The sequence below is a fragment of the Acinetobacter sp. NigerLNRRAM0016 genome (genome assembly GCF_054112845.1).
Genome location: NZ_JBSYVT010000023.1, coordinates 16,133 through 32,555 on the forward strand (window position 1 = coordinate 16,133; position 16,423 = coordinate 32,555).

15 protein-coding genes and 2 pseudogenes are annotated in these 16,423 nt (G+C 38.6%); 6 read left to right on the plus strand and 11 right to left on the minus strand.

From position 1 onward, the window contains the following. Positions 1 to 2 precede the first annotated feature (2 nt). The 3 genes from ACWQ4X_RS13680 to ACWQ4X_RS13690 all read left to right on the plus strand — a co-directional run bounded on the left by ACWQ4X_RS13680 (position 3) and on the right by ACWQ4X_RS13690 (position 2,236). A complete protein-coding gene (locus tag ACWQ4X_RS13680) occupies positions 3 to 1,010 on the plus strand; it encodes a zinc-dependent alcohol dehydrogenase family protein (protein WP_457904019.1) in 1,008 nt (335 codons plus the stop codon). A 574-nt stretch (positions 1,011 to 1,584) separates the two neighbouring features. Continuing rightward, positions 1,585 to 1,941 (plus strand): type II toxin-antitoxin system RelE/ParE family toxin, encoded by a 357-nt coding sequence (locus tag ACWQ4X_RS13685; protein WP_000269911.1) that lies wholly within the window; start codon positions 1,585 to 1,587, stop codon positions 1,939 to 1,941. Then, a complete protein-coding gene (locus tag ACWQ4X_RS13690; RefSeq protein ID WP_001140620.1) occupies positions 1,934 to 2,236 on the plus strand; it encodes a helix-turn-helix domain-containing protein in 303 nt (100 codons plus the stop codon). Before ACWQ4X_RS13685 ends, ACWQ4X_RS13690 begins: the two co-directional genes overlap by 8 nt. A 41-nt stretch (positions 2,237 to 2,277) precedes the next feature. Here ACWQ4X_RS13690 and ACWQ4X_RS13695 read toward each other — a convergent pair. Continuing rightward, positions 2,278 to 2,439: pseudogene (locus ACWQ4X_RS13695) on the minus strand (IS6 family transposase); the annotation flags it as partial. 55 nt (positions 2,440 to 2,494) lie between these two features. Between ACWQ4X_RS13695 and ACWQ4X_RS13700 the strand changes: the two are divergent. The 3 genes and pseudogenes from ACWQ4X_RS13700 to ACWQ4X_RS13710 all read left to right on the plus strand — a co-directional run. Beyond that, positions 2,495 to 2,650, plus strand: a pseudogene (locus tag ACWQ4X_RS13700) (recombinase family protein); the annotation flags it as partial. A gap of 55 nt (positions 2,651 to 2,705) precedes the next feature. Next, positions 2,706 to 3,638: an IS5 family transposase gene (locus ACWQ4X_RS13705; protein WP_457904020.1), complete on the plus strand. Its 933-nt coding sequence runs from the start codon at positions 2,706 to 2,708 to the stop codon at positions 3,636 to 3,638. Positions 3,639 to 4,157: 519 nt separating this feature from the next. Beyond that, positions 4,158 to 4,910, plus strand: coding sequence for an IclR family transcriptional regulator (locus ACWQ4X_RS13710; protein ID WP_457904021.1), 753 nt, complete (start codon positions 4,158 to 4,160; stop codon positions 4,908 to 4,910). Between the two features lie 45 nt (positions 4,911 to 4,955). Here ACWQ4X_RS13710 and ACWQ4X_RS13715 read toward each other — a convergent pair whose 3' ends face one another. The 10 genes from ACWQ4X_RS13715 to ACWQ4X_RS13760 all read right to left on the minus strand — a co-directional run bounded on the left by ACWQ4X_RS13715 (position 4,956) and on the right by ACWQ4X_RS13760 (position 16,362). Then, on the minus strand, positions 4,956 to 6,452 hold the full coding sequence (locus tag ACWQ4X_RS13715) for a CoA-acylating methylmalonate-semialdehyde dehydrogenase (protein ID WP_457904022.1): 1,497 nt from the start codon (positions 6,450 to 6,452) through the stop codon (positions 4,956 to 4,958). Between the two features lie 43 nt (positions 6,453 to 6,495). Then, positions 6,496 to 7,653, minus strand: coding sequence for an iron-containing alcohol dehydrogenase (locus ACWQ4X_RS13720; RefSeq protein WP_457904023.1), 1,158 nt, complete (start codon positions 7,651 to 7,653; stop codon positions 6,496 to 6,498). Between the two features lie 37 nt (positions 7,654 to 7,690). Next, a complete protein-coding gene (locus ACWQ4X_RS13725) occupies positions 7,691 to 9,085 on the minus strand; it encodes a GntP family permease (RefSeq protein WP_457904052.1) in 1,395 nt (464 codons plus the stop codon). 938 nt (positions 9,086 to 10,023) lie between these two features. Next, positions 10,024 to 10,473, minus strand: a complete 450-nt coding sequence (locus tag ACWQ4X_RS13730; RefSeq protein ID WP_457904024.1) for a helix-turn-helix transcriptional regulator — start codon at positions 10,471 to 10,473, stop codon at positions 10,024 to 10,026. Beyond that, a complete protein-coding gene (locus ACWQ4X_RS13735; RefSeq protein ID WP_457904025.1) occupies positions 10,470 to 10,697 on the minus strand; it encodes a hypothetical protein in 228 nt (75 codons plus the stop codon). The genes ACWQ4X_RS13730 and ACWQ4X_RS13735 overlap by 4 nt, the downstream gene beginning before the upstream one ends. Before the next feature lie 231 nt (positions 10,698 to 10,928). Beyond that, on the minus strand, positions 10,929 to 12,191 hold the full coding sequence (locus tag ACWQ4X_RS13740; protein ID WP_457904026.1) for a carbohydrate porin: 1,263 nt from the start codon (positions 12,189 to 12,191) through the stop codon (positions 10,929 to 10,931). A gap of 160 nt (positions 12,192 to 12,351) precedes the next feature. Continuing rightward, positions 12,352 to 13,356 carry a transketolase family protein gene (locus ACWQ4X_RS13745; protein ID WP_457904027.1) on the minus strand — a complete coding sequence of 335 codons (1,005 nt, stop codon included), beginning with the start codon at positions 13,354 to 13,356 and terminating at the stop codon, positions 12,352 to 12,354. Positions 13,357 to 13,369: 13 nt separating this feature from the next. Beyond that, entirely contained in the window at positions 13,370 to 14,215 is an 846-nt protein-coding gene (locus ACWQ4X_RS13750; protein ID WP_457904028.1) for a transketolase, read from the minus strand. A 15-nt stretch (positions 14,216 to 14,230) separates the two neighbouring features. After that, positions 14,231 to 15,529, minus strand: a complete 1,299-nt coding sequence (locus tag ACWQ4X_RS13755) for an MFS transporter (RefSeq protein ID WP_215904343.1) — start codon at positions 15,527 to 15,529, stop codon at positions 14,231 to 14,233. 83 nt (positions 15,530 to 15,612) lie between these two features. Next, positions 15,613 to 16,362: an SDR family NAD(P)-dependent oxidoreductase gene (locus ACWQ4X_RS13760; protein WP_457904029.1), complete on the minus strand. Its 750-nt coding sequence runs from the start codon at positions 16,360 to 16,362 to the stop codon at positions 15,613 to 15,615. Between the last annotated feature and the right edge of the window lie 61 nt (positions 16,363 to 16,423).

Consider the following 16,423-nt stretch of genomic DNA (forward strand, 5'->3'; position numbering starts at 1 on the left):
CAATGAAAGCAATTAGAATTAATAATTTAAACAATCAGGCAAAGTTAGAGTTCACCAATATTGAAGAGCCAAATGTCATAAATAAAAATGATATTAAAGTAAGAGTCTATGCAACATCCTTGAATTATCATGATTTAGGAGTTGTTTCTGGGCATATGCCAACTCAAAATGGACGCATTCCTATGGCTGATTGTTCAGGAATCGTTGAAGAATTAGGTTCAGATGTCACTGAATTCAACGTTGGCGATCATGTAATCTCTACGTTCTTCCCAACTTGGCTAAACGGATCTCCTGAAGTTGGTGATTTCTCAACGGTTCCAGGTGATGGAATTGATGGTTTTGCACAAGAAGTTGTTGTAAAACCGGCTAGCAGCTTCACATTAGCACCTAAAAATTATTCACATATACAAGCAGCAACATTAACTACAGCAGGTCTAACAGCGTGGCGAGCTTTAGTTATTAATGGTCAGATCAAGAAGGGAGAGACTGTATTAGTATTAGGTACAGGAGGTGTTTCGCTTTTTGCCTTACAAATTGCGAAGGAGTTGGGTGCAAACGTAATTGCTACATCATCATCTGAAGCAAAAATAGCTAGATTGAAAGAGTTAGGGGCTGATCATGTTATTAATTATCGAGAAACACCACTATGGGGAAATAAAGTCCTTGAATTAACCAATGGTAAAGGAGTGGATCATGTTGTTGAAGTTGGAGGAGCCAATACTTTTGAACAATCAACAGTTGCTTGTAAAGTAGGTGGTCATATTGCATTAATTGGCGTATTAAGTGGTGTACAAGCTCCTATCAATACAGCAAATATAGTAATCAAACAGCAACATATTCAAGGGTTAGTCGTAGGGAATAGAGAACAACAGAATCAATTTGTTAACGCTCTAGAAAACTACTCTTTCTATCCGATCATTAGCAATATTTTTAAATTTAAGGATCTAGAAAGAGCTTTTGAATTTCAAAAAAATGGAGAACATTTCGGCAAGATTTGTGTCGAATACTAATTCATTTTGAAAATGAATGTTTGTTAAATAGATATCAGTTAGGTATCCATTTAACATAATGGCGGTTATACGAAGTACACTTGTATATTAATTTAAATATCAATAACTTAAAAATTTCACCATGATCACAAAATGCACAAAAAATGGCTTTTGTAATAAGTTGGTGAGTTTTTAAGCGAATCTGTAACATTTTGCCAAGAAATTTGATCAATAAATGATCAATTTGGCAATCAGTGCCCATTTCATACGGATCCAGGTTCCAAAAATATCCCCAATTGCTGTGGATAAAATTTAGGCTATTTTGTACGCTCTGGCGCACATGAAACTCGGCCCTTTGCGGCTATCCGCGATACTGGAATTTTCCTATGATGAACTCATCGGGAACAGGAAGTTTCATAACATAAAACAATAATTATAAGTTATTCGATAGGGATCCGAGGATATTGAAAGCACATGAGAAAACATGAAAAACCCCGGCAGGATGCCGGGGTTTTTTATTACCTATCATTTCTCATTTGCAAAACAAGCATAATGCCTCTAAAATATAGATTATAATCTATATTTTGGTTGTGGTATGTGGACAGTCATTACGACAGATCTATTTAATCAGTGGCTTGAACAGCAAGATGAATCTACTCAAGAGAAGGTCCTAGCTGCCCTGGTTGTTCTACAGCAGCAGGGGCCGAGTTTAGGCCGCCCTTTAGTAGATACTGTGTATGAGTCTAAATTTACCAATATGAAAGAACTGCGCGTTCAACATCGCGGCAGACCCTTAAGAGCTTTCTTCGCATTTGATCCCTTACGACAGGCTATTGTTCTATGTATTGCTGATAAAGGCGGTAAAAAGCGTTTTTATAAAGACATGCTGGATATTGCAGATGAACAATACCAACTTCATCTCACTACCCTAGGAGATAAATCTAATGGCTAAGACTCTGCAAGAATTGTTAGCTAGCCGCTCTCCAGAGAGCCAAGCCCGTATTCAAAAAATGGCAGATGAATTACTGCTAGAAAATCAGCTTCATCTTATTCGTGAAGAACTCGAAATTTCTCAAAAAGAGCTTGCTGAAACTTTGGGAATAAAACAGCCATCGCTTTCAGCAATAGAAAATCGTGGCAATGATCTTAAGATTTCAACCATGAAAAAGTATGTTGAGGCAATGGGTGGGAAGCTCCGTATTGATGTAGAGCTTCCAACAGGAAAACATATAGGATTCAACGTTTAACAATAAAAATGGGAGCTATAGGCTCCCATTTTTAGATTCGTATAACGTTGAACCCAACGGTAAATAGTCGTGTGATCAACATTCACACCCCGTTCGGCCAGCATTTCCTGCAGTTCACGATAGCTAATGCCATATTTACAATACCAGCGCATAGCCCAAAGAATGATTTCGCCCTGAAAATGCCGACCATGGAAAGGATTCATATGCTGCACCTTTAGCTAAAACAGTCTTCAGCTTACCATTCGTGGTTATTTGCAACAGTGCCTGTTGAACTATGTCCGGGAAGGGGACAGGGTGATTGTACATTCCATGGGTCGTTTTGCTCGAAGCTTAAAAGATTTAGTCACTGAAGTAGATAAACTGGTCAAACGAGGAATTGCCATCCAGTTCGTAAAAGAAAATATTACTTTCACTGGGCTTTGTTGCACAAAGCTGTTCTTAAGGGCTTCTTCAGCAATATAATTTTCAAATGAAGAAGCCTACACAAAAAATCTACCGCACAACCAATTGGCCCGCATATAACCGAGCTCTCATTAATCGTGGGAATATTGCCATTTGGTTCGATCCAAAGACCCAGTGGTATGCACAATCACAAGGCAAGCATGGTCGAAATCAAACTTACTCTGACACCGCTATTCAATGCTGTTTAATGATCAAATCTTTATTCAGACTCTCTTTACGTATGGTCACAGGTTTTGTGCAAAGTCTGATTAAACTTTGCGGATTAAATTGGATAGCTCCAGATTACACCACGCTTTGTAGAAGACAAAAGCATATTGATATTGTAATCAGCTACCAAAAAAGTAGCGATGGGCTGCATCTACTCATGGACTCTACAGGCATGAAGTTTCTAGGTGAGGGCGAATGGAAACGCAAGAAACATGGACCTGAATATCGTCGCCAATGGCGTAAACTTCATATTGGTATAGATGCTAAAACCCTACAAATACGAGCAGTTCAGCTTACAACCAATAATGTCAGTGATTCACAGGTGCTTGGTGATTTACTTAATCAGATTCCACAAGATGAGCAGATTGACTCTGTTTATACCGATGGAGCTTATGACACCAAGAAATGCCGTCAGGTCATTGCAGATAGGCAAGCGCATGCGGTGATTCCACCTAGAAAAAATGCGAAACCATGGAAAGATACAAAGATCAGCTCGCTAGAGCGAAATGAATTACTTCGAACAGTTAAACGTTTAGGCAGGACACTATGGAAAAAATGGTCAAGCTATCATCGGCGAAGTTTGGTTGAAACTAAGATGCATTGCATTAAGTTATTAGGCGATAAACTCAGTGCTAGGAATTTTGACAGCCAAGTGAATGAGATCCATGCACGCGTAGCCGTATTAAATAAATTTACAGAATTAGGCAGACCTCATACCCAAGTTGTAACCTAAATTTTAGCAACTTAGGAAAACTCTGCCGTCAAAGGCTTTATGCAACAAAGCCTTTCAAAACTATGGATAAATCGGCTTACGATTATAGTGGTAGTGAAGTGGATATCTATGCAAGATGGCTAATAAAAGAACACTACTTTGTCAGCCCATTAGTTGGTCTCTTTAACCCGAAGAAGAGCTCATCTGAAGGTGGCTTACAGTTGGGTAAAGCAGATACTAATGTTTATTCGCAATTAATCCTCGGAGTTTTCTTTTAAATAAGTAGGATCAAAATTAGAAAAATCTATCTCGCAAAGCTATCATACCCTTGTGGATTATGTGAATCTTGCTCTAGAGATTGTATTCATAACTACTATTGTAGAATATTAGATGATTGTTTGCTCTAATTTAATTTGTAAAACCCAAGGTGCTAAAAACATTCAGCAATCATTAGGATGAAGCCTATACATCACTTATAATTTGAAAGATTATATTATTCTTTTTGCACAGGTAACTACCTTTGACTTTCGAGTACTTACAATGAATAGAAAAGGCTCATCAATAACCCGAGTTTTAGATATTATTGAGGCTATTTCAACAGCCAAACATCCTCCGACCCCTTTAGACCTCTCAGTAGAATTGGATATTCCTAAACCTAGTATTCATCGACTTTTACAGACCTTGGAGCAGGAAAAGTTCATCAAGGTAGATACCTATGGAGGTTACATCGTAGGAGAACGAACCTATGATTTGCTCATGAGTGCATGGCAGCAAGAACCCCTAAAAATAGAAAGACTAGCGATTTTGCAAAAGTTGTCAGAGCAAATTAATGAAACATGTGGAATCGCTATACTGCATAACAATCAAATGCTATACACAGACCGCATCCAGACCAATTGGCCCTTACAAGTCTATCTACCGATTGGTTCAACTGTGCCACTATGGTGTACATCCAGTGGGAAATTACTACTGAGTTTTCAATCAGATCAACGTAGAAAAAAAATATTGGAACATCTGTCTATTGAGCAAATGACTAAAAATACCATTACAAATCCAATCTTGCTTGAAGAAAATTTAAGTCAAATTTATTCAAATCAAATTGGAACAGATAACGAAGAATTTATCTCAGGTATGGTGGCATGTTCAGTTCCAATCTTTAGAAAAGAAGAGATTGTTGCATGTTTATATGTACATGCACCGACCATACGTAAATCATTAGATGATCTTTTGGCTTTTGAACCACTATTGCGTCAAGCTGCCAACGACCTGAGTCATCTGATTGATACTAAATAAAAAAGGGAAGCTATAACAGCTTCCCCCTTATCTTGCTTGCTAATCTTAGTTTAAAGTCGGCATAGAAAATTGTGCGCCTTCTCTAACATTCGCACTTGGCCAACGTTGAGTAATGGTTTTGCGTCGAGTATAGAAACGGGCACCATCTGGACCATACGCATATAAGTCACCAAATAATGAACGTTTCCAACCACCAAAACTATGATAAGCAACAGGTACAGGAAGCGGAATATTAACTCCGACCATACCAACTTTAATGTTATCACTGAAATAGCGGGCTGCTTCACCGTCACGTGTATAAATACAAGTACCATTACCATATTCATGATTATCAATAAGGCTCATAGCTTCTTGCATTGTACTTACACGAATCACTTGTAATACAGGTCCAAAAATTTCTTCTTTATAACTGGTCATGTCAGCAGTGACTTGATCAATGAGTGTGGCACCAACGTAGAAACCATTTTCATAACCAACTGGAGCAGCATCGCGACCATCAACCACAATGTTCGCACCTTGTTCTTCAGCACTATTAATATAACCTACAACTTTAGCTTTATGTTGAGCTGTAATGACTGGTCCAAAATCGTTATTTTTATCCAAATAAGGACCATATTTGAGTGAACTCATCGCTTCAGAAAGCTTAGTTATCATTTGGTCTGCAATTTCATCGCCTACCGCCACAGCAACCGAAAGTGCCATACAGCGTTCGCCAGAAGAACCAAACGCAGCGCCAAGTAAAGAGCTAACTACATTATCCAAATCTGCATCAGGCATCACAATTGCGTGATTTTTTGCACCACCAAGGGCTTGGCAGCGTTTTCCTGATGCTGTAGCAGTTTTATAAATATACTCAGCAATCGCTGTAGATCCGACAAAACTCACAGCCTGTACACGAGTATCTAAAAGTAAAGTATCAACAGCTTCTTTATCACCATTTACCACATTGAGTACACCATCTGGTAATCCAGCTTCCTTCATCAACTGCGCAATAAACAAAGTAGATGATGGGTCACGCTCAGAAGGTTTCAAAATAAAGGTATTTCCACAGACAATAGCCATAGGGAACATCCAAAGTGGAACCATCGCTGGAAAGTTAAATGGAGTAATTCCAGCGACTACACCTAATGGCTGGAATTCGCTCCAAGAATCAATAGATGGGCCAACATTTTTACTAAATTCGCCTTTTAAGAATTCAGGTGCACTACAAGCATACTCGACGTTTTCGATACCACGCTGTAATTCGCCAGCAGCGTCATGCATGATTTTTCCATGTTCTTCACCAATAAGTTGGCAAATTTTTTCAGCATTTTTTTCCAGCAGTTCTTTGAATTTAAACATGACACGTGCACGTTTAATCACTGGAGTATTTCGCCATTCAGGAAATGCTGCTTCAGCTGCGGCAATTGCTTCTTCAACTGTTGCTTTGGTTGCAAGCGCTACTTCCTTGCTTTGCTTACCTGTTGATGGATTGTAAACAGGTTGAGTTCTTGCATGTTGGGTATTCAGAGTCCCATTAATAAAATGCCCGATTAATTCCATGTGGATCTATCCTCTTGATGTGGAAAAATGAATTAAATATGCCTTACCAGAGTTGCTTATATAGTGAAACTATTTCGGTGACTGTAGGAACGACAGGGTTGTTGGAAGGTGAACCAGATGCGAGTGCTTGTTCAGCCATTGTTTCGACAATTTCATCGAAAAATTGTTTATCAGCTCCAAATTCAGCTAATGTTGGAACTTTGAGGTCTCTATTTATTTCGATTAATGCTTGGATAAGTTTCTGATTTGCAACATTGTCAGAGTCATCCATATGGGCAACACCCATTGCTTTAGCACAGTCTGCATAACGTTCTGGTGCAGCGTGTATTGAAAACTCAGTAATCATCGGTAGTAACATTGCATTAGATAATCCATGCGGAACATGGAAAAAAGCACCAATCGGTCGACTCATACCATGTACTAAAGCAACAGAGGCATTGGAAAATGCGATACCTGCAAATGTAGATCCGAGCATCATTTTTTCACGTGCAGATTCATTATTTGGTTCGTGAAAAACGGTCTGTAGATTTGGACCAATGAGCTTCATTGCTGCAATCGCTTGGGAATCACTATATGGACTTGCCTTTTTGCTAACATAAGCTTCAATTGCATGCGTGAGTGCGTCAATTCCAGTATCAGCCGTTGTACGGGCAGGCATTGACATCGTTAACTCATAGTCTACGATTGCAGCCACAGGTAAAAAACCTAACCCTGCGCACAGCATTTTTTCACTGGTTTTATCATCAGTAATGATCGTAAATCGAGTACATTCTGAACCTGTACCTGCTGTTGTTGGAACAGCAATAATAGGCAATCCAGTCTCATTCACTTGTCGGGGAAATTTATAATCACGAATTTCTCCACCAAACATGCCCAAAATACTAATGGCTTTGGCACTGTCGATTGGGCTTCCGCCACCTACAGCAATGATGGAGTCATATTGATGAGATCTAATATGATTTACACCTGCTTCGATTGAAGCAGAAGTTGGCTCAGGAATAGTCTCGTCAAAATAGTCGCTTTCAATATTTGCTGTTTTGAGTATGTTCTGGATTTCATTGATATAACCTAATGTAACCATCATTTTGTCAGTGATGATCAAAGGCTTTTTTGCTCCTAAGCTATTTAATATTGCAGGAAGCTGGCTTCGAGCATTTTTTCCAACCTGCATAATTCGAGGAAGGTTTATCGTATGAGACATTTTTAATTCACCATATAGGGTTAAGGTATTGAATTTTCTAGAATGATCCAAATATTGTACCGAGGGTAATGACACCACTTAATGCAATCAGCGGTATAACAACAGCGACAATGAACATGTCGTAGTAAGATTGTTTATGAGTTAATCCACATAAGGTGATGATAGTAATTACGGCACCATTGTGTGGAAGTGAGTCAAGTGCGCCAGAGGCCATTGATGCGACTCTGTGCATGAGTTCTAATGAAATCCCATGCTCTAGTGCCAAACTTTTATAGGTTTCACCCATTGTTTTTAGGGCAATACTAAGACCACCTGAAGCTGAGCCTGTAATCCCTGCTAATACATTGATAACAATAGCTTCAGAAATTAGTGGATTACTTGGCGCAATACCGATTAGAAAATCACGCAGAATAATAAAACCTGCCAATGAAGCGATGACTGAGCCATAACCCACCTCAGAAGCCGTATTAAAAATAGGTAAGAATGAAGATGACACCCCTTGCTGAATTGAATCTTTGATATCAACAAAGGCCTTCCAATTTAGAACGATGATGCTTAAGCAAGCTAAGACCAATGCACAGATAATCGCCCATAGCCCAATGACTGAACTTAATGAAGTATTTCCAAATTGATCAGTAGAAAGATATGCCGTATCCAGAGAAGGTAAAATCACTTTAGTTAACAGTAAGTTGGAAATTATAACTACTAGGATTGGTGCAAAAGCAATCAGTAAACTTGGAGATGATGAGGTTAATCCACTTTCACGTTGGTGTGATTCAAAGTGATTGCCATAACCTTCATTCTGTAAATGTGCTTTAGCAATACGCTTGTTTAACCACCACATTCCTGTAACTAGAATAAAAATGGATGCCAGTATTCCTAAGCCAGGTGACGCGTATAGGTCTGTATTAAAAAATGGCATTGGAATAGCATTTTGAATAGCAGGTGTGCCAGGTAATGCCGTCATGGTAAAAGTAAGAGCACCTAACATAATTGCTGCAGGAATTAGACGCTTCGGAATCCCAAGTTCTTTAAAGAGTGCAGATGCAATTGGGAATACAGCAAAACCAACAACAAATAACGAAACCCCACCGTAAGTTAAAATCGAACATGAAAGCACGATAGAAAGCATCGCTCTTTTATGTCCCAATTTTTCTACAAAAAAATTGGCGATAGTTCGAGCTGAACCTGAGTCATCCATTAATTTCCCAAACACAGCTCCTAATAAAAAGAGTGGAAAATATTTGATGATGTAACCACCTAGACCTGTCATGAAAACTTGAGAATAAAACCCAAGTACCTCATTGCTGAGCCCACTCCATGCAACTGCAAATAATGCAAGTATTGGTGCAAGAACAATAACGCTGAAGCCCTTATATGCTAAATACATCAGCAATATTAGGGACAAGACTATTCCGATTAGCCCTATCATTTTAAACATCCTATTTAAAGTATTTTGGTATAATGATACATATCGTATCATTATTAATATATTTTGTTTTTTAGTCATGTCAACAAAAAATCGAGAAGTTCGACCTTAGTTGCAGAGTGTAAGTTTGAAAAAAATATTATTTAATTATTTTAAAACATAGACTTATGTTGGTTTAATCTTGAAATGAATAAGTTGTTGCTAGAAGGTTTGCAAAAATCCTAAAATAAACTCAAGGAATAGTGTATGTAATTGAATAGCCGTACTTATTTTTATATTTCTGCATGAAAATGATTTATGACAAGCCGAAGTCGGATATCGATGAATATATCGAAGTATGGTCTAGCTCAAAGAGCTGTTGTGCTTCCAATGGTTAGTGTTTCCCATTAGCTTATGAAGTGATTCATCAAAAGATGGTTAGATGTGTCAATAATTGGGGGAACTATTCGTAGAATCTATTTAATTTTGATTTGAATAAGACCTTAAAACTGTATAGTTATATCCTTAAATTACAGGGTATTACACAACTGAAATTTTCACGAGTGACTTATAATATATTGAGATGACTAGATAACGCTAAGTACTCAATTTAACATAATCTCTATTATACGAAATCAAAATGTAAGCCCAAAGTAGAAATGTCCGGTTTCTCCAAAGTAAAAATGTCCGCTTTTAGAATATGCGCTTTTGCAATTTTCTTAGCGGACGGTTTGATATGTTGGTGTCTATGTCGGATAAAGAACTTAAACGATTGTCGGTCTTGCAAGACATTATATTTCCTTGTCAGACATAGTGATCAGCATCTCGATTCATATCCAGCCCATGATGGTGAAAACCATCATAAACTAGACATTTTTATTGGTGAGAATATAGACACTTTAAATGGGTTCTAACAGTGTTGTTGCGTATAACGTGCATTATGTTTAAAGGAACTTAATTAATTAGAGATTTACCGTTGCAACTTCGTATTGAGCTTTATCCAGTTTACCTTGCTGAAATAGCCAAGTGGCAACTTCTGACCATAAGTACATAGCTGATTTAGATGCTAAACCGTACATCGGCTTAGGAAAATTCCCATTACCTCGCTTGTTCTGAGCATATAGGGACAAGGCTTGACGTGATATACCTGTACGTTCAGCCATTTCTGATAGCGTTGAGAACCCTTGTTCTTCGACAATCAAATCTTTAAAGCCAAGGCTTCTTATAGAATCTAAAGCTGAACGAACAGCTTGTAGGGCACTGTCTGCCTCACGATCAAATTCTAGATAAATCGTACCATTGTATTCGCACAGTAATGCATCGTCACAACCAACTTCAAAGAATTGATCTTCTAAATCGGCAAGATTTGAACTAGCATCACGCACAACAATAGTGAAATGGTAAATACTCATTGTTCATCTCCATTACATTGCTTAACCTTTCGAAGAATTTGTTTTGCATGTGTTTCTGGATCCTTCGGCGTACTCCAAATACTCATCTGATGCTCTGCATGCCCTGAAATACATTTTAATCTACAGAATGCATGCCCAGACTTTCCTGTTTCAACAACATCCCATCCATTTTCAACCGCATATTCAATAGCTTCTCGTATATGCTTATTGGGATGTTTTTTCATAAAAAAACCATATTAAATTTACTTAATACTAGGTTTTTTGTTGACTAATGTCAACAAAAAACCTATGTGTTTGTTTGTGTTGAATTTTGAATAATAGAGATTATGTTAAATCCGATACACCTAATCATAACTTCGAATTTCTGTTGTTTTGAATGCCATTAGAAAATAATTTTGTAATCATAAAAACTGTTCTAATAAAATAAGAACAGTCTCTATCATAATTAATTAAATTTAAAAAATGATCTTCGAACTTAAACCCAACACAAGAGCATTATCAACATAGTTCGTTGCTCCAGAATTGATTACATATTGAAAATTAGGTCTAAGCATCAACCATTTCCTTGGGAAATATGAATAGTTCAACTCAATATTATATTCAGCATCTTTGTTAATCGCTTGGCGTGTTTGGCTGTAACGATCACTAACATCAACTCTATTCACAGCAAAACCTACAATATCATTGGGATAATGATTTAAAAGTCCTACATACTTCAAACCCATTTGTTGCATATTTTCAACTTTGTTAGTAGTTTGATCATGAAAGCTGAAGTTCATAAAAGCATACAGCCCCTGATGAGTTGAGTCTTTTTGGGTTAATTGTTGTTCAATAACTCCCCAGAAACCGTAACTTCTATCTTCAGATTCACCAGTGACAATATCTTTCTGGTTGTTGAGATCGTCAGCCGTATTATAAAATAACCCTAAACGATAAGTTCCAGCTAAGTTATTAATTGCCTGTTTGGGCTGCCACACAAATTCGACAGGAACATTGACGCCATCGGCATCCTTTGTATCCAAATTCCATCCTTCACTTTCTTCCAAGTTTTTTGGGTTATATTCGAATACACCAAATTGTATAAAGGTCTCAGGGTTAAAACTATATTTAGACATTACAGCCCATTGGCTTACAGGTGCATTAATCCATTTACTGCCTTGCCATTTCCCCATTTGTGCACCGCAAAAAGAATTATTTTGAAAGTCACAGGACATCACATTGAAATAGGTTCCCATAGCAAAACGACCAACTCGGATACTAGTAGCTGTGTTACTAATTTTTTTTTCGATCGATAGTTCTGCAAGCCTTGTACCCGTATTACCTCGACCATAATTTGCCTGTACGTTGGCCAATTGTGGTGCTTGTGGATCGGAAATTTGTTCTACTGATACACTCTGCCCTTGTCTTGCCATAATTAAAGCTCGGACACTGACCCCTTCCACATTTATCAATTTTTCTAAATCCAAAGTTGAACCGAGTGAAAACTGGCTAACATATGTTGGGCCTTGTCGTGGGGCATATCCACCATCTGCCAAGTAAGCAATATCGAGATTGGAACTAGCATCAAATTTGATTCCTTTATCTGCTAAAGCTGTTCGTTCACCCTCCCAGTCCCCTGTTAAATTTGTCCGATTCACATCAAATAAGTTCTCAGCAAAACAAGCCGTATTTGTTCCAATAAGTACACCAATAAGACATAAAAAATTACTTTTTTTCATTGCACAATCCCTGCAAATTTTAAATATAAGTTTCCCTAAACAGCTAATTGAATAAGCTATTTTGAATGATTAAATGGAGTAAAAGTGATTTGATAAAATTGCAGCATGGCGGGACTCCTGTCATACACCATGCTCAATTCACTAACAGAGTTGGACTCTCTTAGGTTAAGTGATTTTTAATTTTCTCTTTAACTGCTTCTGTAGAAATACCATAACGATCATGTAATGTTGGTAATGCTCCCGCATCTAAAAATGCATCAGGTAAACCAATCATATCAAAACGTGGATGTTGCCCATTTCTTAATAGTAAGGTTCCAACTGCTTCACCTAAGCCTCCAACCATAGAATGATTTTCAGCAGTAAGTACAGGCCGTCCTCCTTTTGCAACTTCTGCTAAAATCGTTTCTTCATCAAGAGGCTTGATGGTTGGAACATGTAGAACTGAAACCTCAATTCCTTCTTTTTCAAGTTCTTCAGCGGCCTCAAGCGCGCGCATAGTCAGCAGTCCTGTAGAAATAATCAACAGGTCTTTACCAGGTTTAATGACTTGGGCTTTACCTAATTTAAATTGGTAGTTATATTTATCCAGTACCAATGGAACTTGACCACGCAACAAGCGCATATAAACAGGACCTTGATGAGCAGCAATCTGTGGAATAGCCTGTTCAATTTCCAAGGCATCACATGGATCAATGATCATTAGATTTGGCATTCCACGGAAAATGGCAATATCTTCTGTTGCTTGGTGACTTGGTCCATATCCTGTAGTTAAACCAGGAAGGGCTGCTACAATTTTCACATTCAGATTATCTTCGGCAATCGCCATACAAATAAAATCGTAAGCTCGACGTGAAGCAAATACAGCATAAGTTGTGGCAAAAGGAACAAAGCCTTCGCGAGCTAATCCAGCAGCAGCACTCATCAGGAGTTGTTCTGCCATACCCATTTGAAAGAACTTGTCTGGATTTTGATTCGCGAAAATATGTAGATCTGTATATTTGGATAGATCTGCTGATAATCCAACAATATCATCACGCTCTTTCGCTAGTGCATTTAAAGCATGTCCAAATGGTGCCGACTTGGTTGGTTGTCCTTCTGCAGCAATCGAAGCAATCATTGCAGACGTTTTTAATTTTTTCTTAGGAGAGTTCGCTAATTGGCTCATGGATCTAGACTCCTTATTTGCCGTAATGGGTTAATATATTTAAAGCTTCATCCCATTCGCGTTCATCCACGCGAATAAAATGTGTTTTTTCACGGCTTTCCAAGAAGGAAACGCCTTTCCCCATTTTGGTATCGCAAATTATGACTCTTGGGCATGCTCCTTCGTAGCTTTTCGCTTGATCAAATGCATCAAGTAAAGCCTCCATATCGTTGCCATCTACACGCTGCGTATACCAACCAAAAGACTGCCAACGATCGATAATCGGTTCAAAAGCAAGAATTTCACTAGAATGTCCATCAGCTTGTTGGTTGTTGACATCAATAATTGCGATGAGATTATCTAATTTCCAATGTGAAGCCGACATCACGGCTTCCCATGTCGAGCCCTCATTGAGCTCACCATCTGACAAAAAGTTATAAACAAATGCATCAGATTTTTTCTGCTTAAGACCTAAACATGCGCCAACTGCGATGCCCAAACCGTGACCCAATGAACCACCTGTGATTTCCATACCCGGGGTATACGTTGCCATGCCAGACATTGGCAGACGACTATCATCAGAACCATACGTTTCTAATTCCTCGAGAGGAATGATTTTGGCTTCAATCAACGCTGCATATAAAGCAATTGCATAGTGACCAATCGAAAGATAAAAACGATCACGCCCTTCCCATTCAGGGTTTTCTGGTCGGTATTGCATGGCATGGAAATAAGAAACTGCAAGTAAGTCTGCTGCACCTAATGCTTGTCCAACATATCCTTGGCCCTGTACTTGCCCCATACGTAAGGCATGTTGGCGTATGTTATAAGCACGTTGCTGTAGTTCAGCAATACGTTCTGCTTTATTAATATTTGACATGATAGATTTCTCTTATTAACGATTAACCAGTTTTGCTGGTACGCGCAGTACTAGGCTGGCGCCGACAACTAAGACTGCTGTGATTAAGAACATCCCTATAGCATTCGAACCTGTATTCGTGGTAATCCAGCCGATGAGAAACGGAGAACAAAATCCAGCGAGATTGGCAAAACTATTGATTCCAGCAATACCTGCGGCAGCTGAAACACCACCTAAAAAGTTGGTTGGCAACATCCAAAACAAAGAAGATGCGGTGAGTACACCTGATGCCGCAATACATAAACAAATCAGTGATAGGGTTAGATTTGACGCAAACAATGTTGCGAAGGTCAGTGCAATTGCACCAGCACACATAGGAATAATTAAATGCCAGCGACGCTCTCTAAAGTGATCCCCGCTACGACCTGCTAACAGCATTACAACTATGGCACACATATAAGGTAGACTGGTCAACAAGCCAATATGCCAGTTATCACTAATACCCGAGTTACGAATTAATGTCGGCAACCAGAAAGTAATTGCATATTGTCCCATTACGACACAAAAATAGATTCCAGCTAGTAACCACAAGCGTTTATCACTAATGAAGTCTTTAATACTGCTATGCCCTTCTTTCTGTTGATTATCTTGAGCGATTTCTTGCTGAACTAAATTCTTTTCAGCACTTGTTAACCAATGTGCATCTTGAACAGAATCTTTTAGAACTGCGAGGACTAACAAACCAACAACCACTGTAGGTATAGCTTCAAGTACAAACATCCATTGCCAACCATGCCATCCTTGCACATTGTTCATTTGATCCATGATTAAGCCAGATAGAGGACCACCGATCATTCCTGAAATTGGAATCGCAATAAACCAAAGCACAGTCATACGGGCCCGACGATAAGAGGGGAACCAATATGTAAGATAAAGTAATAAACCTGGCGCTAACCCTGCTTCAGCAACACCGAGTAAAAAGCGTAAGGTATAGAATTGCCATTCTGTTTCAACAAATGCAAAACAGCCTGACAAAATACCCCATGTAATCATGATTCGAGCAATCCAACGTCGAGCACCAACTTTGTGAAGCACAATATTGCTAGGTACTTCACATAAGAAATATCCTATAAAGAAAATACCTGCGCCGAGTCCATAAACAGCTTCACTGAACTGTAAATCACTCATCATTTGAAGTTTGGCAAAACCAACATTTACACGGTCTAAGTAAGCACAAAAATAACAAAGCATTAAAAATGGCATCAGCCGAAATGCAATTTTTCGATATGCAGATTTACGAATAGCATCTGTATCAGATGAAAATACGGTATCCATCATGCGAGTCCCTTTACATTTGGCCACAATATCCTCTCGTGGCCATGTCTCTATTTTAAATTTTCTAATACTAATACTGAGTTTTAGTGAATCAGCATTCCGCCATTTACATCTAAAGTTACACCTGTTAAATAGGCTGATAGATCACTGGCTAAGAATAATGCTGCATTTGCAACATCTTGAGCTTTACCTAAGCGACCAAGTGGAATACCTGCAAGAATGTCATGACGACGATCATCCTGCATTAGACCACCAGTAATATCTGTTTGAATCAGACCTGGTGTAAGTGAATTCACACGAATATTATCTGCACCAAATTCACGTGCCATCGCTTTACCTAATCCTAAAACCCCAGCTTTGGCAGCGCTGTAGTGTGGACCACCAAAAATACCACCACCTCGTTGTGCCGAAACGGATGATAAGCACACAATACTTCCTCCACCATTTTCTTTCATTGAGGGAATTACAGCCTGAGACATAATGAGTGTTCCACGCAGACTGACATCCAAAATACGGTCATAATCATTACGTTTGATATCTAATGTTTTTACAGGTTGGGTAATGCCTGCATTATTGATCAAAATATCAATTTTTCCGTAGTGTTGAAGGGCTTGTTCCACAGCAGCGTGTGCTTGTTCTTCATTAGCAACATTTGCTGCTAGACCTAAATGACCTTCGCCCAATGCTTTAGCTGCATGCTGGCTTTGCGCAAGATCTAGATCAACAATAATGACTTTGGCACCTTGCTGTGCAAAGATTTCTGCTGTTGCACGACCAATACCACGTTCAGATGCTGCACCTGTGATTAACGCTACTTTTCCTTGTAGTAACATGTCTATTCCTCTTTTCTTCAACATATTTATTCATCGCTAGATTCTCTTTTTTCACAGTGAG